Raw genomic sequence first — 19,251 nt, 5'->3', positions numbered from 1 at the left:
TGTTCGATATGCCCGATACATTTTCGTGACCTTTTTGCGGGACGGTCGGTGGTGGTGACGTACGTCTCACCGTGGCGTGATGGCGGTGACGGCTGTCCGGAACGGACCGCGGTCGGGCCCGTAGCGGAAGGTGACCGGCCGGTGGCGCGGAGCCGATGAGAGGTACGCGATTTCCGGCGCGGTCCCGGGTGGTTCTGCTGCGCGGCCCCGGGTGTCAGTGGGGGCGCCTAGACTCGGATGGCGATGAGCAGCCTCTTTGACGACAGCTTCCTGGCGGACCTCCAGCCCTCCGGGGCCCATGGGGAAGAGCCTCCGCCGCCGCCCGAGGACGGGGCTCCGGAGCCGATCCCGGACGACCTGTTCGCCGGGCGCTTCGACGCGCCGCCGCCCAGGGACGCGTACTACCGGGACGGTGCCGCCCGCCCGCACGTGGACCCGGCCGCGCTCCTGGACGGGCTGAACGAGAACCAGCGCGCGGCCGTGGTGCACGCAGGCTCCCCTCTGCTCATCGTCGCGGGTGCCGGTTCCGGCAAGACGCGCGTGCTCACGCACCGCATCGCGCACCTGCTGGGCGAGCGCCATGTGCACCCGGGCCAGATCCTCGCGATCACGTTCACGAACAAGGCCGCGGGCGAGATGAAGGAGCGCGTGGAGCAGCTCGTGGGCCCGCGGGCGAACGCGATGTGGGTGATGACCTTCCACAGCGCGTGTGTGCGCATCCTGCGCCGCGAGTCCAAGAAGCTCGGCTTCACCTCGTCGTTCTCGATCTACGACGCCGCCGACTCCAAGCGCCTGATGGCCCTGGTCTGCCGTGACCTGGACCTCGACCCGAAGCGCTTCCCGCCGAAGTCGTTCAGCGCCAAGATCTCGAACCTGAAGAACGAGCTGATCGACGAGGAGGACTTCGCGGGCCAGGCGGCCGACGGTTTCGAGAAGACCCTCGCCCAGGCGTACGCGCTCTACCAGTCGCGGCTGCGCGAGGCGAACGCGCTCGACTTCGACGACCTGATCATGACGACGGTCAACCTGCTGCGCGCCTTCCCGGACGTCGCCGAGCACTACCGCCGCCGCTTCCGCCACGTCCTGGTCGACGAGTACCAGGACACCAACCACGCGCAGTACGCGCTGGTCAGGGAGCTCGTCGGTCCCTCCGGCGAGGGCGAGGGCGATGGCGTCGGCGACGGTCTCGGCGAGGGCCCGGCCGAGCTGTGCGTCGTGGGTGACGCCGACCAGTCGATCTACGCCTTCCGCGGCGCCACCATCCGCAACATCCTCCAGTTCGAGGAGGACTACCCGGACGCGACGACGATCCTCCTGGAGCAGAACTACCGCTCCACCCAGACCATCCTGAGCGCCGCGAACGCGGTCATCGAGCGCAACGAGAGCCGCCGCCCCAAGAACCTGTGGACCAACGCGGGCACGGGCGAGCGCATCACGGGCTACGTCGCGGACACGGAGCACGACGAGGCGCAGTTCGTCGCCGACGAGATCGACCGGCTCACCGACGCGGGCGAGGCGAAGGCGGGCGACGTCGCCGTCTTCTACCGGACGAACGCCCAGTCCCGTGTCTTCGAAGAGGTCTTCATCCGCGTCGGCCTGCCGTACAAGGTCGTCGGCGGCGTCCGCTTCTACGAGCGCAAGGAGGTCCGCGACGTCCTCGCGTACCTGCGCGTGCTGTCGAACCCGGAGGACTCGGTCCCGCTGCGCCGCATCCTGAACGTGCCCAAGCGCGGCATCGGCGACCGCGCGGAAGCCATGATCGACGCGCTCTCCCAGCGCGAGAAGATCAGCTTCCCGCAGGCGCTGCGCCGCGTCGACGAGGCGTACGGGATGGCGGCCCGCTCGACCAACGCCGTGAAGCGGTTCAACACGCTGATGGAGGACCTGCGCACCGTCGTGGAGTCGGGCGCGGGCCCGGCGACCGTCCTGGAGGCCGTGCTCGAACGCACCGGCTACCTGGCCGAGTTGCAGGCATCCACCGACCCGCAGGACGAGACCCGCATCGAGAACCTCCAGGAACTCGCGGCCGTCGCTCTCGAATTCGAGCAGGAGTCCGGTGAGGACGAGGAGGCGGGCTCGCTCTCCGACTTCCTGGAGCGGGTCGCGCTCGTCGCCGACTCCGACCAGATCCCCGACGAGGAGGACGGCAACGGCGTCATCACCCTGATGACCCTGCACACCGCCAAGGGCCTCGAATTCCCGGTCGTCTTCCTCACCGGCATGGAGGATGGCGTCTTCCCGCACATGCGCGCGCTCGGCCAGACGAAGGAACTGGAGGAGGAGCGGCGCCTCGCCTACGTCGGCATCACGCGCGCGCGGGAGCGGCTGTACCTGACGCGCTCGTCCATGCGCAGCGCCTGGGGCCAGCCCTCGTACAACCCGCCGTCCCGCTTCCTGGAGGAGATCCCGGACGCCCACTTGGAATGGAAGCGCACGGGATCCATGGGCGCGGTGGCCTCCGGACCGGTGTCGAGCGTCGCGGCCTCGCTGTCCTCGTCGCGCTCGCGCTCGGCGGCCTCGGGCGCGTCCGGGTTCGCGACGCGCCGCGGCGTCTCCGAGAAGCCGGTCGTCTCCCTGACCGTCGGGGACCGGGTCACGCACGACCAGTTCGGCCTCGGCACCGTCGTCGGGGTGAAGGGCACGGGCGCCAACGCGGAGGCGACCGTCGACTTCGGCGAAGCGAAGCCGAAGCGACTGCTGCTGCGGTACGCACCGGTGGAGAAGCTGTAGCCCAGGGAGTTACGGCGGGGGCGGGCGCCGTCGGTGGCCCGCCCGCGCCGGAGGGTGCTCGGTGGCCCGCCCGCGCCGGAGGGTGCTCGGCTGCCCGCCCCGCCGGAGAGCGCTCGGCTGCCTGCCGCACCGGAAAAATGGTCGCGTTGCGTCGGCGGTGGCCCGTCCCCGCCGGAAGACGCTCGTTACGCCGTCGGGTCCAGGTCGTGGCTGCGCAGCCACGGCAGCGGGTCGATCGCCGCACCGCCGGCCGGGCGGACCTCGAAGTGCAGGTGGGGGCCGGTGGAGTTGCCGGAGTTGCCGGAGAAGGCGATCGGGTCACCGGCCTTCACGGTGGTCCCGGAGGCGACCTTGTAACTGGAGAGGTGGCAGTACCACGTCTCCGTGCCGTCCTTGGCGGTCACGATCGCCATGTTGCCGTAGGCACTGTTCCACTGGGTGCGGACGGTGCCGTCGGTCGCGGCCATCACCGTCGTCCCGTACGAGACGGGGAAGTCGATGCCCGTGTGCACGGACATCCAGTTGACGCCGGCCTGGCCGTAGTAGGCGCTGAGGCCCTTCTGCGCGACCGGAAGGGCGAACTTGGGGCGCAGCCGCTCCTTGCGGGCCGCCTCTTCCGCCGCCTTCTTCTTCTGCGCTTCCTGCTGCGCCTTGAGGTCGATACGTTCCTGCGTCCGGCTCGCCCGGTCGGCGAAGTCGTCGGCGTCCGCCGAGAGGTTCGCGAGCTGGGTGTCCAGCTTGTTGTTGGCGGTGGTCGTCTTGGTCGACGTCGTCTTCTCCGCCGCTTCGGAGGCCGTCGTCTCCTTGCCGTCGTCGCCGCTCACGCCCACCACCGAGGCGGCGGCGATGCCCGCGACGCCCATCACGCACGCCGAGGGCACGGCGACCGTCAGCAGTGCGGAACGCTTGGCGGGAGCGCGGCGGCGGGAACGGCTCGCCGACCGGTTCGCCGCGCGTGAGCCCGGAGCCGGGGCGGCCGGTGTCCCATCGGTGACCTCTTCGACCCCGTCGAGGAGGAACGGCTGCGTCTCGTCCGGGTGCTCGCCGCCGGCCGTCTCCAACCCGTCGTCCACCGCGGCGGGTTGCTCGTACGGGACCTGTTCGAAGGTGGCCGTGGCCTGCTGGTCGAAGGGCTCGGAAGCCTGCTGGTCGTAGGACTCGGGAGCCGGCTGGTCGTAGGCGACCTGCTCGAACGTGGCGGTCGCCTGCTGGTCGAACGGTACGGCCGCGGGCTGCCCATACGTTTCGGCGCCGAACGCGTCCGCGCCGAACGCGTCCGCGGAAGCGCCGCCGTCGCCGTTCCACTGCGTGGCGTCGTAGGCGCCCGTGTCGAAGATCTGCGTGGCGGCCCACTGCTGGGTGTGGTCCTGCTGGCCGTGGTCGCCGTGGTCGAGCGGACCGGCCTGGCCGAGCGGACCCGCCTGCTCCGGCTGGAGCCAGGCGCTCGCGTCCCACTGGCCGCTGCCGTCGTGGCCCTGCGACTGCGCCGGAATACCGGCGAGTTGCTGGTATCCGGCCGCCCAGGCGGTGGTGTCGTAGCCGCCGGTGTCGTACCCGTCCTGGTGCTGCGCCGCGTAGGGGTCGTAGCCCAGCGTCTGGTGACCGCCGGTGGCCGACGTCTGATCACCCGCCTGCCAGTGCCCGGTGTCGTACGAACCCGTGGCCGCGCCCATGGTCTGGTCGGTGGCCGCGCCGGAAGCGCCCTGGAGATCGCCGAAGAGCGGATCGGCCGCGAAGCTCGTCGCCGCGTAACCGCCGTGACCGGTGTCGAATCCGGTGGCGGCATAACCGTCGTACGTGGTGAAGTCGCCGTACTGGCCGTCCGGTCCGCTGTAGGACGCGTAGTGCGCCGAGGCGGCATCGGAGGCCGGAGCCGGGGGAGTTGCGGTCCCCGACGGGTGACGGTCGTTCACCAACTTCTCTTTCGCCTCGACAACAGGGGCTGGCAGAGCAGTGCGGTGACTGTACCCGGCGGTACGAGCGCGCGACAATCTTCCTCAGGTTTCGTGCACGCAGGAAAGGGGCATTCGGCCGTCTTTCGGCGGACTGCGGGCGCGGCTTTGGCCTGGCGTTCGATCGGTGTTCGAATTGATGCGCCGTCGGACCCGCCGTCCACCCCGTCGTACGGACCCCTGTTCGACCCGCCGCACGGACCGCTGTCAGGTCACTGTGGGATCGCTGTCGGGTCGCTGTCGGATCGCCGTGAGGTCGCCGGCGGGTCGGTCGCTGTCGGAATTTGTCAGGCCACCGTCAGATCGTCGCTCGTGCCGGCGACCGCGGGTGCCCCCGTCTCCTCGATGTCGAGTGCCTGGCGTATCCCGGTCGCGACGGCGGGATGCACCGGAAGGGCGAGATGTCCGATCCCGCTCACCCGCACGTTCTGTACGAGCAGGTCGGGATGGTCGACGCTGGCCGTCTCCAGCGGGTCCATGAGCTGGTCGAGATCGCTCCAGAAACTCACGAAGTGCGTACGGCAGCCCGGCGCGGGCCGACGCAGCTCCTCGATGATCCGCGACTCCGGACGCATCTGGCGGACGATCGGGTGCGCGTTCGCCAGCGGGACGACGCGGGTGCCCGCGTGCGGGGTGCCGAGCGTGACCAGGACGCGTACCCGCAGGTCACCGCCGAGGCGCTGCACGTAGTAGCGCGCGATCAGGCCGCCGAGGCTGTGCCCGACGATGTCCACCTGCTGGTGGCCCGTGCGCTCGCATATCTCTTCTATGTGCCGGCCGAGCAGCTCGGCGGCGGTGCGGATGTCGCAGGTGAGGGGCGAGTAGTTGAGCGACTCGATGCGCTGCCTGCCGTGCTGGGCGAGGCTGCGGCGCAGCAGTACGAAGACCGAGCGGTTGTCGATGAAGCCGTGCAGGAGCACGACTGGGGGCTTGGTGTCGGTCGGCAGCGCGGCGGCGTCCGCCGGCACGGCGGCCGGGGCGGACCTGCGCTCCTGGACGATGCCCGACGGGTAGAGGAGCAGATGCCCCGCGAGGATCGTCATCTCCAGGGCTGTCGCCTTCAGCAGGGCCATGGAAAGTCCCGCCAGTCTGCTGGGGAACAGGCGGTGACAGAGCGGATAGAAGGGCAGCACTGCCCCGGTGACCTTCATGGCCGACCTCCCGTCGGCACGCGGGAGGAGCCTCTGTCCCCCGTGTGCGCTCATGGAGAACCGCGATGCGGTGAATCGGCGATCCCCGACGGGTCCCCGCCTCCTGTGGTGGGGCGCCACCCGGTCCGCCCTGGCGGACATGGCGTGGCGTCTTGTGCCGTCGCCGACGAACCCCACTGCCGCGACGTCCTCGGGTGGTCGCGGTGCCGGGGCTACCTCAGGCGGCTCTCCTTGCGCACGTCCCGCTGTGGTCCCTGTGCCGCGGGGTGCGTGGGTCCCAACGGTGCGAGGGCCGCGAAATGAGCGGAGCCGTGCGCGGCGAACGTGTCCCACGTGTGATTTCCCCCTCGGTCTCCACCGCGAAACTGCCGGTTGCGGGATGCTGGGGATAACGTTCGTTCACTTCCCCCGTCCCCGTGTGGTGCGGGGAACCCGTGCGATGTGTTCGGTACACGTTGTCCGTACACGTTGTCCGGTACAGGTTGGTCAGTCGGTTCATGGAGGCAGTGATGGGTGTGGCAGCCGGTCCGATCCGCGTGGTGGTGGCCAAGCCGGGGCTCGACGGCCACGATCGCGGGGCCAAGGTGATCGCGCGGGCGCTGCGCGACGCCGGCATGGAGGTCATCTACACGGGACTGCACCAGACGCCCGAGCAGATCGTGGACACCGCGATCCAGGAGGACGCCGACGCGATCGGTCTGTCCATCCTCTCCGGCGCCCACAACACGCTCTTCGCCGCTGTCATCGAGCTGCTCCGGGAGCGCGACGCCGAGGACATCAAGGTCTTCGGCGGCGGCATCATCCCCGAGGCGGACATCGCGCCGCTGAAGGAGAAGGGCGTCGCCGAGATCTTCACGCCCGGCGCCACGACGGCCTCGATCGTGGAGTGGGTCCGCGGGAACGTACGACAGCCGGCGGGGGCGTAGGGGCGCGGGGCGTTGAGGCCGGGCCGGGTCCGCCGGGACGCGCCGACTGCGGCGGGCGACCGGCTACGGCGGGTGGCGGCCGCGTCCGGATGGCGGGGCGCGGGGCGCCGGACGCGGTAAGCACCGCGTGGCGGGACGCTGGATGCCGGACGCGGGACGCCGGACGCGGTCTGCCGGACGGCGGTAGGCGCCGGGCCGTGGGGCGCCCGTGTGGTGGAGCGCGGTGAGTCGTGGCACGGCTGCTCCTCACGTTGCCCACGGCTGCTCCTCACGTTGCTGTCGTCGGGGCCATGAGCTCCGCCGACATCGTCGCGCGCAGGCGCAGGGTCGTGGTCAGGCGCTGGAAGGACTCCGCCCAGTAGCCGCCGGCACCGGGTGAGGCGTTCTCCTGCTCGTCCGGGACCGAGGTGAGGCCGTCGAGGCGCGCGGCCTCGGCCGGGTCGAGGCACCGCTCCGCCAGCCCCATCACCCCGCTGAAGCTCCAGGGGTAACTGCCCGCGTCCCGCGCGATGTTCAAGGCGTCCACGACCGCCCGGCCCAGCGGCTCGCTCCAGGGCACCGCGCACACACCGAGCAGCTGGAACGCCTCGGACAGACCGTGCGTGGCGATGAACCGCGCCACCCACTCCGCCCGCTCGGCGGCCTCCAGCGTCGTCAGCAGCTTCGCCCGCTCCGCCAGCGACACCGCCCCGGGCCCGCCGGCCTCCGGAGCGGAAGGCGACCCGAGCAGCGCCCGCGACCAGGCGGGATCACGCTGCCGTACGGCGGCCCGGCACCACGCGGCGTGCAGCTCGCCCTGCCAGTCGTCCGTCACCGGCAACGCCACTGCCTCCTCCGGTGTCCGTCCCCCGAGGACCCGGGACCAGGTCCCAAGGGGCGCCGCTTCCACCAACTGGCCGAGCCACCAGGACCGTTCACCCCGCCCCGCCGGGGCCTTGGGCACCACCCCGTCGCGCTCCATCTCCGCGTCGCACTCGTGCGGTGCCTCCACCACGATCGCCGGCTCGCTGCGCGTACGGTCCAGGGCCACGCACGAACCGGCGCGGGCCGCCATCCGCCCGGCGAGCGCGGAACCGGGCAGCGCCGACAGCAACTCGGCCGCCGTGGACCGCACATTGCGGCTGCGGTCGGTCAGCGCCTGCTCCAGGAACGGCTCGTCCGCCGCGTCCAGGCCCGTCCGCAGCGAGTCGAGGAACATCAGGCGGTCCTCCGCGCGCTCCGTCGCCCAGGTCGTCGAAAGCAGTTCGCGCGCGGTGGCCGGTTGCCGCGCCCTGACCGCCGCGAGCAGCGCGACCCGCTCGGCGAACAGGCCCTCCTGCCACAACCGCGTCATGCGCTCGCGATCGTCGAGGTCCGGCAGGGCCGCGCCGCCGCCCGGCGCGGCCCGCAGGGCGAACCGCCAGTCCTGACGCAGCCGCGCCAGCCACAGCGCGCGCGGCCCGGCGAAGGTGAGCGCGGCCGGCCGCAGATCGGTACGGCCGCGGGCCGCGTCCAGCAGGGCGGGCAGCAGCTGCGGGGGCGGGGCGAAGCCGCGCGAGTTCGCCAGCGCGAGCCACTGCGGGAGCAGCTCCCTCAGATCCGGTGCCGAGCCCCTGCGGCCGCCCGAACCGCTGCCGGGCCGGTCCGCCAGCAGCATCGAGAGCCTGCGGGCCGCGGCGGGCGGCAGCGGCGGGCGCGGGTCCGCGGCGGCGGGCTCGGGCCGGGCCGCTGCGCGGGCGGGCCGCAGTCCGGCCCTGCGGCGCACGGTCTCGACAGCGGCGGCGTCCAGCAGCGCCACCGGGGCTTCCCGCCGCGGGTCCCACGCCGAAGGCGTACGCCGGTCGGTGCCGAGCAGCGCCGAGATGACGAGGTCCTCCCAGGAGTCACCGGCCGGCGCTTCCGGGGGAGCGGGTGTCCTGTTCATGAGCGTCCTTGGAGGTGAGGGAGCGGGAGCAGGAATGGGGAGGGGGTCAGCACAGGGGCACCGCCTCTCCCGTCGTCTCCGGCCAGGCCGTCAGGGGGGTGAAGCCGCGGTGGCCGCACTCGCCGAAGACCGTGACGGGCGCGCCGCCGGACAGGGCGACCAGTCGCCACAGGCCGGGGCGGGACACGGCGGAGGGCGCCAGCGGCAGCGCCAGCTCCCCGTCCGCGTCGGCCAGCTGCCAGGCGTCGCCCGCCGGGGTCGGTATCACCCGGTCGAGCGTCACCGGCCAGGAGTCCAGCCAGGGATCGGACCGCAGTGCCTCCCCGTAGCGGGCCGCCGCCTCGGCCGTGGTCGTACCGACCGGACGCACCGCCGTAGGGGAGGGCGCCGCGAACTGCTCGCCCAGGGCCGCTCTCAACTGGCCCGCGCCGCCCGTGTACGCCGACAGCTCCGCGTCGAGGGCCAGCCCCACCGGCAGGGACAGCTCGGGCGCGCGGCCCGCGGCCCCGTAGGAGAGGAGCAGCGCCGTACGGCCGGACTCGGCGCCGTGCAGCCAGGCGCGGCGGGTCGTGAGATGGCCCTCCACCGTGTCGTACTGAGCCAGGACCACCCAGTGGTCGCGCACCGGCGGACCGTCGGCCGAGCCGGGCAGCCCGATGCGCGAGCGGACGGTCGCGGCGAGGCTCTCCGGCAGGAGCTCGCGGCGCAGCCAGCCCTGGTCGAGGAGATGGAGCAGCGCGCACTCTTCCAGCAGCCGCACCGGCCAGTCGGGACCCGACGACGGGACGGCGCCCAACTCCCGCACCCGCGCGGCCAGTCCCGGCGCCTGCGCGTCCACCATGCGGGCCGCGGTCTCCTCCCACAGCCCGTACCCCGCGCGCTCCGCTGCGGCCAGGCCGCCGCGCAGCAGGTCGGCGAGGCGCTGCTCCAGCTCCACCGTCCCCGCCGTGATCCGCTCGGCCCGGCGCTCGGCACGGCGCCGCGCCGCCTCGGGATCACCGGCCGGCGCCGCGCCCGTGGCGGCGGCCGCCCGCTTGTCGTCCGCGCGCTTGCGTCTGCCCGCGATCCACTGCTCCGCCCAGTCCGGCGCCGCCCCCCGCGGCACCGTCCCGTCCCCGCCCGACCAGAGCAGCAGCAGCCCCAGCGCGTGCTTGCACGGGAACTTGCGGCTCGGACAACTGCACTTGTACGCCGGGCCCGCGGTGTCCGCGATGTCGACGACCGTCTGATACGGCTTGCTGCCGCTGCCCTTGCACAGCCCCCACACCGTCCCCTCGCCCGAACTGCCCGCCTCCGACCACGGTCCGGCCGCGCCGAGCTTGCTTCCCGCCTTGCGTGATGCGGCGTCAGGCGCCAGTGCCAGCACCTGATCCGCCGTCCAGCGCACCCCCTGCTGAGTCATGCCATCGAAGGTAGATCCCGCCACTGACAATCGCTCATCGCGACCGCGTTTGCGCAGGTCAGAGCGGATTGTCAGTGGCGTGGTGCACGGTGGAACCAGATCCGAACCGGCCGAGCTGGAGGGGGACCGAGCCATGTCCGTGTCCGTAGAACCGACGTCCGTCGATCCGTCCGACCCGACGTCCGCCGATCCGTCCGACCCGACGTCCGCCGATCCGTCCGCGGAAGAGAGCGGGGGGAGCGGTGCGAGCGGTGCGGGCGAGGCTCTGCGGCCGCACGCCGAGACCGCGTTCGCCGCCGAACTGGCCGCGCTGGCCGCGCAGGACGACCGGCCCCGGCCGGCCCGCTGGCGGCTGTCGCCGTGGGCCGTCGCGACGTACCTGCTCGGCGGCACGCTGCCGGACGGCACGGTGATCACACCGAAGTACGTGGGCCCGCGGCGCATCGTCGAGGTCGCCGTGACGACGCTCGCCACCGACCGGGCGCTGCTCCTGCTCGGCGTGCCCGGCACCGCCAAGACCTGGGTGTCCGAGCACCTGGCCGCGGCCGTCAGCGGGGACTCGACGCTGCTCGTGCAGGGCACGGCGGGCACCCCCGAAGAGGCGATCCGCTACGGCTGGAACTACGCGCAGCTCCTCGCCCACGGCCCGAGCCGCGCGGCGCTCGTCCCCAGCCCCGTCATGCGCGCCATGTCCGACGGCATGACGGCCCGCATCGAGGAGCTGACCCGCATCCCGGCCGACGTACAGGACACCCTGATCACGATCCTGTCGGAGAAGACCCTGCCGATCCCGGAGCTGGGCCAGGAGGTGCAGGCCGTCCGCGGCTTCAACGTCATCGCCACGGCCAACGACCGCGACCGCGGGGTGAACGACCTGTCCAGCGCGCTGCGCCGCCGATTCAACACGGTCGTGCTGCCGCTGCCCGAGACCGCCGACGCGGAGGTCGACATCGTCTCGCGCCGCGTCGACCAGATCGGCCGCTCGCTCGACCTCCCCTCCGTGCCCGACGGCATGGACGAGATCCGCCGCGTGGTCACCGTCTTCCGCGAGCTGCGCGACGGGGTCACGGCCGACGGCCGGACGAAGCTGAAGTCGCCCAGCGGCACGCTCTCCACCGCCGAGGCGATCTCCGTCGTCACCAACGGCCTCGCGCTGGCCGCCCACTTCGGCGACGGCGTCCTGCGGGCGAGCGACGTCGCCGCCGGCATCCTCGGCGCCGTCGTCCGCGACCCGGCCGCCGACCGCGTCATCTGGCAGGAGTACCTGGAGGCGGTCGTCCGCGAGCGCGACGGCTGGAAGGACTTCTACCGGGCCTGCCGGGAGGTCGGCGCATGACCGGGCCGCGCGGTACGGGGCCGCTGCTGCTGGGGGTGCGGCACCACGGGCCGGGCTCCGCCCGCGCGGTACGGGCCGCGCTGGAGGAGGCCCGCCCCGGGGCGGTGCTGATCGAGGGTCCCCCGGAGGCCGACGCGCTGATCCCGCTCGCCGCCGATGCGGACATGCGGCCGCCCGTCGCACTCCTCGCCCACGCCGTGGACGAACCGGGCCGGTCGGCGTTCTGGCCGCTCGCCGAGTTCTCCCCGGAGTGGGTGGCGATCCGGTGGGCCGTGGAGCACGGGGTCCCGGCCCGCTTCATCGACCTCCCGGCGGCCCACACCCTCGCGTGGGGGCGCGAGGAGCGGGAGCCCGGGAAGGAGCAAGAAGAGGAGGGGGAGGGTAAGTCCGGGGGGACCGAGGCGGCCGTGCAGGAGGCCGTGCGGATCGACCCGCTCGCCGTGCTCGCGGAGACCGCCGGTTACGACGACCCGGAGCGGTGGTGGGAGGACGTCGTCGAACACCGGGGCGGGGCGGACACCGACGCGTTCGCACCCTTCGAGGTGCTCGGCGACGCGATGGCGGCGCTGCGCGAGACGTACGGCAGCGGTGGCCACGACCGCGACCTGGTGCGCGAGGCGTACATGCGGATCCAGCTGCGGGCGGCGCAGAAGGAGTTCGCGGACGGGGTGGCCGTGGTGTGCGGGGCCTGGCACGTCCCCGCGCTGCGCGAGAAGCACACCGTCTCCGCCGACCGGGCGCTGCTGAAGGGGCTGCCCAAGGTCAAGACGGACATGACCTGGGTGCCGTGGACGCACCGCCGGCTGTCCCGGGCGAGCGGTTACGGCGCGGGCATCGACTCGCCCGGCTGGTACGGGCATCTCTTCACCGCCCGGGACCGCCCGGTCGAGCGCTGGATGACCAAGGTCGCCGGACTCCTGCGCGACGAGGACCGCCTCGTGTCGTCGGCGCACGTCATCGAGGCGGTACGGCTGGCGCGGACGCTCGCCGCGATGCGGGGCCGGCCGCTGCCCGGACTGACCGAGACCACCGACGCGGTGCGCGCCGTGATGTGCGAGGGGTCGGACGTGCCGCTCGCGCTGGTGCACGACCGGCTGGTCGTCGGGGACGTCCTGGGGGAGGTGCCGGAGTCCGCACCGGCGGTGCCGTTGCAGCGCGACCTCACCCGGCTCCAGCGGCGGCTGCGCTGCAAGCCGGAGGCGCTTGAGCGGGAGCTGGAGCTCGACCTGCGCAAGGACACCGACGCCGAGCGCAGCCGGCTGCTGCACCGGCTGCGCCTCCTGGGCATCGGCTGGGGCGAGCCGGCCGCCTCGCGCGGCAGCACGGGCACCTTCCGGGAGACCTGGCGGCTGCGCTGGGAGCCGGAGCTGTCCGTACGGGTCGCCGAGGCGGGGGTGTGGGGCACGACCGTGCTGTCCGCGGCGACGGCGAAGGCCGAGGCGGACGCCGTCGCGGCGGGGTCGCTCGCCGACGTCACGGCGCTCGCCGAGCGCTGCCTGCTCGCCGGGCTCCCGGAGGCGCTGCCCGTGGTCATGGGCGTCCTCGCCGACCGCGCCGCCCTGGACGCGGACGTCGGCCATCTCGCCCAGGCGCTGCCCGCCCTGGTCCGTTCCCTGCGCTACGGCGACGTGCGCGGCACCGACGTGCACGCGCTCACCGAGGTCGCGGCCGGTCTCGCGGAGCGCGTCTTCGTCGGCCTCCCGCCCGCCTGCGCGGGACTCGACGCGGAGGCCGCCGAGGAGATGCGGCGTCATGTGGACGCGGTGCAGGGAGCGGTGGGCCTGCTGGGCGAGGCCCGTGCGGCCGGGCTCGCTGATGCGGAGGCCGGTGTGGTCGGGTCCGCTGACGCGGAGGCCGGTGTGGTCGGGTCCGCTGACGCGGAGGCCGGTGTGGTCGGGTCCGCTGATGCGGAGGCCGGTGTGGTCGGGTCCGCTGATGCGGAGGCCCGTGCGGCCGAGCGCACCGGTGCCGATGCGGGCGTCGTATCCCCGCCCGGCGGCCCGACGGCCCTGCGGGAGCGCTGGCACTCCGTGCTCCGGGTGCTGTCCGCGCGCGAGACCGTGCCCGGCGTGATCCGGGGCCGGGCCGTACGGCTGCTGCTCGACAGCGGGGAGCTGGCGCAGGACGAGGCGGCGCGGCTGATGGGGCTCGTGCTGTCCCCGGGGACGTCGCCGGCGGACGCGGCCGCGTGGATCGAGGGCTTCGTCGGGGGCGGTTCCGGTGGCGGGATGCTGCTCCTGCACGACGAGCGGCTGCTGGGGCTGGTGGACGCGTGGCTGACCGGCGTCCCGGGGGACGCGTTCACCGACGTACTGCCGCTGCTGCGGCGCACGTTCTCGGCGTACGAGGCGGGGGTGCGCCGGACGCTGGGCGAGCTGGTGCGGCGCGGTCCGGGCACGGGCGCCCCCCAGACCTCCGCCGGCACCTCCGGAATACCCGGCTTCGCACCGGACCTCGACACAGCCCGCGCGGACGCGGTGGTGCCGATGCTGCGGCTGCTGCTGGGTCTCGGCGAGCACGCGGGCAGTGATACGGGCTGTGACGCGGGCCGTGACGCGGGCCGTGACGTGGGCCGTGACGTGGGCCGTGACGTGGGCAGTGACGCTGGCAGTGGCGTGGGCCGTGACGCGGGCTGTGACGCGGGCCGTGACGCGGGCCGTGACGCGGGCAGTGGCGTGGGCAGTGGCGTGGGCCGTGACGCGGGCCGTGGCGCGGGCAGTGGCGTGGGCCGTGGCGTGGGTAATGACGACAACGATCTGGTGGGGGTGGGCCGATGACGGCCACGGCGGGGAGCCCGAGCCCGAGCGCGGCCGACGACGAGCGGCTGCGGCGGTGGCGGCTGGTCCTCGGGGGAGACGCGGCGGACGGCACCGGCTGCTCGCTGGCCGGACAGGACATGGCGATGGACGGCGCGCTCGCCGCGCTCTACGGGAAAGGGGACAAACCGCAGCCGGGACGGGAGCGGTCGGCGGGGCTCGGGGCATCGGCACCGTCCGTCGCACGCTGGCTCGGCGACATCAGGACGTACTTCCCGTCCTCCGTCGTCCAGATCATGCAGCGGGACGCCATCGACCGGCTCGGGCTGTCCACCCTGCTCCTCGAACCGGAGATGCTGGAGGCGGTGGAGGCCGACGTCCACCTCGTCGGCACGCTGCTCTCCCTCAACAAGGCCATGCCCGAGACGACGAAGGAGACGGCCCGCGCCGTCGTCCGCAAGGTCGTCGAGGACCTGGAGAAGCGGCTGGCGTCCCGCACCCGCGCCACCCTCACCGGCGCGCTCGACCGCAGCGCACGCATCAGCCGGCCCCGCCACCACGACATCGACTGGAACCGCACGATCGCGGCGAACCTCAAGCATTACCTGCCCGAGTACCGCACGATCGTGCCCGAGCGGCTCATCGGCTACGGGCGGGCGTCGCAGTCGGTGAAGAAGGAGGTCATCCTCTGCATCGACCAGTCGGGTTCGATGGCGGCGTCCGTCGTCTACGCCTCGGTGTTCGGGGCGGTGCTCGCGTCGATGCGGTCCATCGCCACCCGGCTCGTCGTCTTCGACACGGCCGTCGTGGATCTCACCGACCAGCTCGACGACCCGGTCGACGTCCTCTTCGGCACGCAGCTGGGCGGCGGTACGGACATCAACCGGGCGCTGGCGTACTGCCAGTCGCAGATCACCCGGCCCGCGGACACCGTCGTCGTCCTCATCAGCGACCTGTACGAGGGCGGCATACGGAACGAGATGCTGAAGCGGGTCGCGGCGATGAAGGCGTCGGGGGTGCAGTTCGTGACGCTGCTCGCGCTGTCCGACGAAGGGGCGCCCGCCTACGACCGGGAGCACGCGGCGGCGCTGGCGGCCCTCGACGCACCGGCGTTCGCCTGCACGCCCGATCTGTTCCCCGAGGTGATGGCGGCGGCGATCGAGAAGCGGCCCCTGCCGATACCGGACACGCAGTGAACACCGGGCGCTGAGGAAGACGGCTGCGGGAGAGACCTCGGGGCAGATCCGAGGGGGAGAAAGCGGACATGCGTACCCATCAGTAACAGGGGGCTTGCGCAACCTCCGTACTCACGTGCGAGGATCGACACCCTCTTCATTAAATCTTCATCCAGCGGGACGAGATGACCGCCCGCGCGCTCGACCCGTCTCGTTCCGCCGCACGAGAGGCTCCCGCAGTCTTGTCCCCGTCAGTCGCCGCACCCGTGCCCCGGGCCGCCCTGCGCGTGATGCGCGCGGCGGCCGGACGGCGTGTGCTGCAACTGGCCCTGCTGGTGGGCGCGTTGTTCGCCCTCGGCCTGCTCTGCGGACAGCAGGCCCAGGCGGCGGACGGGACGGACGGGGTGGACGGGACTCCGTCGGCCCGTGCCGGAGTGATCCGCCCGGTGGGCGGCGAGGCCGTACGGCCGGTCGGTGACGTGGTCGACGGCGTCGTCAACGGCGTGGTCGGTGGTGCCGTCAGCGGCGTCGTCGACGGTGTCGCCACCGGCGATCTCGCCGGGACGATCGGGACGGTCGGCGAAGTCGTGGAGACGGTGACGGGGGAGCTGGCCGACGTGTCGGCGCAGTTGCCCCAGTTGCCGCAGATTCCGCCGATCGCCGAGCAGCCGTCGGTGCCGTCCTTGCCGACGGTCCCGTCCCTGCCGTCCCTTCCCGGGCTCCCCGGACTCCCGGCGACCCCGGAGCTGCCGAGCCTGCCCGGCGCGTCCGCTGCGGGCGACACGCTTCCGGCGTCAGTGCCGCCGGTGTCCGTGCAGGACGGCGACGCGGCCCCGGACCAGGACGGCAGACAGGCGGACGACGACGCCGCTGCGGCGGTTACGGTCCGCCCGGCGGCGGAGACGTACGGACCGACGTACGCCGGGACCGATGTGATCACCGGGTCCGCGCACAGCGGCTCGTACGGCGGCGGGCAGGGTGTCCGGGCTGTCGCACCCCCGGAGCGGGCGCCCGCGGGCGACCCGACCGGTCTTCTGGGCAACCGTTCGGCGGTCGACGGCGGCGCGCCGCGGCACGGCGACTCGCAGGCGGTCGCGCCGCACCACCGGGTGTCGATGCGGCTCGTGCCCGGCGCCGCCGCGGTGCTGATCGCGGCCGGGACGCGGGACAGGCACCGGGACATTCTCAAGTTCCCCGGCTAGGGCGACCCGCTACTCCCCTCCCCTCCCCTTTCACCTCTCGTTTCGCGCAGCGCATTCGCGTCCCCTCTTTCTCTGCGCGGCCGTGGCCTCGCTCTTCCCGCGTGGCCGCGCCCTCGCGATGCCGCCGCGCGGCACACCACAGACTCCGCAGGGGCAGGGCTCCGGATGGCCGAAAGCCGTCGGCCGGCCGGCCCATGCCCCGCGGGCAGGGCCCATCGGCTCCCAGGGGTGGGAACCGCCGGGCCCGGGCCCCTCGAAAACCATTGAGGGGCCGGACCTTCGAAGCCATTGAAGGCCCGTTCAGGTGCCTCACCGGGCCAACCCCAGCCCGGTGAGGCACCGCATGCCTGAGGCATGCCTGATGCACGTTGTGACAGGTATCACCGCTCAGGTGTGATCTGCGATTTAGGGACCCGCGTCGAGCGGCGATAACCTGCGAGACGGACATGCCGCGCGCTCGGTCACCGTGTGCGCCTCCCTAGTGACAGCGGACGTCACGTTGCCCTTCGCGGCACGCCCACGCATCCAACGAACCGCGAGATCACTGATAGGGACGGACGCGCGTGGACCTGTTCGAGTACCAGGCGAGGGACCTCTTCGCCAAGCACGGTGTACCGGTGCTGGCCGGTGAAGTCATCGACACGCCTGAGGCGGCCCGCGCAGCCACCGAGCGGCTGGGCGGCAAGTCTGTCGTCAAGGCGCAGGTGAAGGTCGGCGGCCGAGGCAAGGCCGGTGGCGTGAAGCTGGCGGCGACCCCGGACGAGGCCGTCGCGCGCGCGACGGACATCCTCGGCATGGACATCAAGGGCCACACGGTCCACAAGGTGATGATCGCCGAGACGGCTCCGGAGATCGTGGAGGAGTACTACGTCTCCTTCCTCCTCGACCGCACCAACCGCACCTTCCTCTCCATCGCCTCCGTCGAGGGCGGCATGGAGATCGAGGAGGTGGCGGCCACCCGTCCGGAGGCCGTCGCCAAGACGCCGATCGACGCCAACGAGGGTGTGACCCCCGAGATCGCGCGCCAGATCGTCGAGGCCGCGAAGTTCCCGGCCGAGGTCGCCGACAAGGTGGCCGACATCCTGGTCACCCTGTGGAAGACCTTCATCGAGGAGGACGCCCTCCTGGTCGAGGTCAACCCGCTGGCGAAGGTCGCCTCCGGCGACGTCCTCGCCCTCGACGGCAAGGTCTCCCTGGACGAGAACGCGGACTTCCGCCACCCCGACCACGCGGAGCTCGTCGACCACGCGGCGGCCAACCCGCTCGAGGCCGCCGCCAAGGAGAAGAACCTCAACTACGTCAAGCTCGACGGCGAGGTCGGCATCATCGGCAACGGCGCGGGTCTCGTCATGAGCACCCTCGACGTGGTCGCGTACGCGGGTGAGAAGCACGGCGGCGTGAAGCCCGCCAACTTCCTCGACATCGGCGGCGGCGCCTCCGCCGCGGTCATGGCGAACGGCCTGGAGATCATCCTCGGCGACGCGGACGTCAAGTCCGTCTTCGTCAACGTCTTCGGCGGCATCACCGCCTGCGACGAGGTCGCCAACGGCATCGTCCAGGCGCTCCAGCTCCTGGCCGACAAGGGCGAGGAAGTCACCAAGCCCCTCGTCGTCCGCCTCGACGGCAACAACGCGGAGCTGGGTCGCAAGATCCTGTCGGACGCCAACCACCCGCTCGTGCAGCGCGTGGACACCATGGACGGCGCGGCCGACAAGGCCGCCGAGCTCGCGGCTGCGAAGTAAGGGACGAGGGACACCACAGCCATGGCTATCTTCCTCAACAAGGACTCCAAGGTCATCGTCCAGGGCATGACCGGTGCCACGGGCATGAAGCACACCAAGCTCATGCTGGCCGACGGCACGAACATCGTCGGCGGCGTGAACCCGCGCAAGGCCGGCACCACGGTCGACGTCGACGGCACCGAGATCCCGGTCTTCGGCACGGTCGCCGAGGCGATCGAGAAGACGGGCGCCAACGTGTCCGTCCTCTTCGTCCCGCCGGCCTTCTCCAAGGCCGCCGTGGTCGAGGCGATCGACGCCGAGATCCCGCTCGCGGTCGTCATCACCGAGGGCATCGCCGTCCACGACTCCGCCGCGTTCTACGCGTACGCGAAGTCCAAGGGCGACAAGACCCGGATCATCGGCCCGAACTGCCCCGGTCTCATCACCCCGGGCCAGTCGAACGCCGGCATCATCCCGGGCGACATCACCAAGCCGGGCCGCATCGGCCTGGTCTCGAAGTCGGGCACGCTGACGTACCAGATGATGTACGAGCTGCGTGACATCGGCTTCTCCTCCGCCGTCGGCATCGGTGGTGACCCGGTCATCGGCACCACGCACATCGACGCGCTCGCCGCGTTCGAGGCCGACCCCGAGACCGACCTGATCGTGATGATCGGCGAGATCGGCGGCGACGCCGAGGAGCGCGCGGCCGACTTCATCAAGGCCAACGTGACCAAGCCGGTCGTCGGCTACGTCGCGGGCTTCACCGCGCCCGAGGGCAAGACCATGGGCCACGCCGGCGCCATCGTCTCCGGCTCCTCCGGCACGGCCGCCGCGAAGAAGGAGGCCCTCGAGGCCGCCGGCGTCAAGGTCGGCAAGACGCCGACCGAGACGGCGAAGCTGGCCCGCGAGATCCTCGCCGGCTGACCTTCGACAACCTCACCGGCCGTTCCCTTCCGTTCCGGCCGGCGCCGAGTGGGCCCGCACCCCGATCCGG

12 protein-coding genes are annotated in these 19,251 nt (G+C 72.6%); 8 read left to right on the top strand and 4 right to left on the bottom strand.

Features of this window, described 5'->3' with window-relative positions:
- Positions 1 to 243 precede the first annotated feature (243 nt).
- Positions 244 to 2,730 carry a DNA helicase PcrA gene (gene pcrA, locus ACFV6E_RS34985; protein ID WP_385467204.1) on the top strand — a complete coding sequence of 829 codons (2,487 nt, stop codon included), beginning with the start codon at positions 244 to 246 and terminating at the stop codon, positions 2,728 to 2,730.
- Between the two features lie 185 nt (positions 2,731 to 2,915).
- On the opposite strand, the gene ACFV6E_RS34980 is transcribed toward pcrA, so the two are convergent.
- Positions 2,916 to 4,643, bottom strand: a complete 1,728-nt coding sequence (locus tag ACFV6E_RS34980; protein WP_385467201.1) for a M23 family metallopeptidase — start codon at positions 4,641 to 4,643, stop codon at positions 2,916 to 2,918.
- Between the two features lie 326 nt (positions 4,644 to 4,969).
- Positions 4,970 to 5,833, bottom strand: a complete 864-nt coding sequence (locus ACFV6E_RS34975) for an esterase/lipase family protein (RefSeq protein WP_385162733.1) — start codon at positions 5,831 to 5,833, stop codon at positions 4,970 to 4,972.
- Positions 5,834 to 6,342: 509 nt separating this feature from the next.
- Between ACFV6E_RS34975 and ACFV6E_RS34970 the strand changes: the two genes are divergently transcribed.
- Entirely contained in the window at positions 6,343 to 6,759 is a 417-nt protein-coding gene (locus ACFV6E_RS34970) for a cobalamin B12-binding domain-containing protein (RefSeq protein ID WP_385162735.1), read from the top strand.
- A 268-nt stretch (positions 6,760 to 7,027) separates the two neighbouring features.
- Here the strand turns inward: ACFV6E_RS34970 and ACFV6E_RS34965 are convergent, their stop codons facing one another.
- Positions 7,028 to 8,662: a DUF5691 domain-containing protein gene (locus ACFV6E_RS34965; protein ID WP_385467198.1), complete on the bottom strand. Its 1,635-nt coding sequence runs from the start codon at positions 8,660 to 8,662 to the stop codon at positions 7,028 to 7,030.
- A gap of 46 nt (positions 8,663 to 8,708) precedes the next feature.
- Entirely contained in the window at positions 8,709 to 10,064 is a 1,356-nt protein-coding gene (locus ACFV6E_RS34960; RefSeq protein ID WP_385467195.1) for an SWIM zinc finger family protein, read from the bottom strand.
- A gap of 133 nt (positions 10,065 to 10,197) precedes the next feature.
- Here ACFV6E_RS34960 and ACFV6E_RS34955 point away from each other — a divergent pair, with 133 nt between their 5' ends.
- From ACFV6E_RS34955 to sucD, 6 genes are all read left to right on the top strand, one after another.
- Positions 10,198 to 11,400, top strand: a complete 1,203-nt coding sequence (locus tag ACFV6E_RS34955; RefSeq protein ID WP_385467192.1) for an AAA family ATPase — start codon at positions 10,198 to 10,200, stop codon at positions 11,398 to 11,400.
- Positions 11,397 to 14,177, top strand: coding sequence for a DUF5682 family protein (locus tag ACFV6E_RS34950; protein WP_385467189.1), 2,781 nt, complete (start codon positions 11,397 to 11,399; stop codon positions 14,175 to 14,177). The genes ACFV6E_RS34955 and ACFV6E_RS34950 overlap by 4 nt, the downstream gene beginning before the upstream one ends.
- On the top strand, positions 14,174 to 15,352 hold the full coding sequence (locus tag ACFV6E_RS34945; protein WP_385162743.1) for a VWA domain-containing protein: 1,179 nt from the start codon (positions 14,174 to 14,176) through the stop codon (positions 15,350 to 15,352). Before ACFV6E_RS34950 ends, ACFV6E_RS34945 begins: the two co-directional genes overlap by 4 nt.
- A gap of 221 nt (positions 15,353 to 15,573) precedes the next feature.
- A complete protein-coding gene (locus ACFV6E_RS34940) occupies positions 15,574 to 16,533 on the top strand; it encodes a hypothetical protein (protein WP_385467187.1) in 960 nt (319 codons plus the stop codon).
- Positions 16,534 to 17,096: 563 nt separating this feature from the next.
- Positions 17,097 to 18,275, top strand: coding sequence for an ADP-forming succinate--CoA ligase subunit beta (gene sucC, locus ACFV6E_RS34935; RefSeq protein ID WP_385467184.1), 1,179 nt, complete (start codon positions 17,097 to 17,099; stop codon positions 18,273 to 18,275).
- Between the two features lie 21 nt (positions 18,276 to 18,296).
- A complete protein-coding gene (sucD, locus tag ACFV6E_RS34930) occupies positions 18,297 to 19,181 on the top strand; it encodes a succinate--CoA ligase subunit alpha (RefSeq protein ID WP_385162749.1) in 885 nt (294 codons plus the stop codon).
- Positions 19,182 to 19,251 lie beyond the last annotated feature (70 nt).

The sequence above is a fragment of the Streptomyces sp. NPDC059785 genome (genome assembly GCF_042732375.1).
Classification (GTDB): Bacteria; Actinomycetota; Actinomycetes; order Streptomycetales; family Streptomycetaceae; genus Streptomyces.
This window is presented reverse-complemented; position numbering and strand designations above follow the sequence as displayed.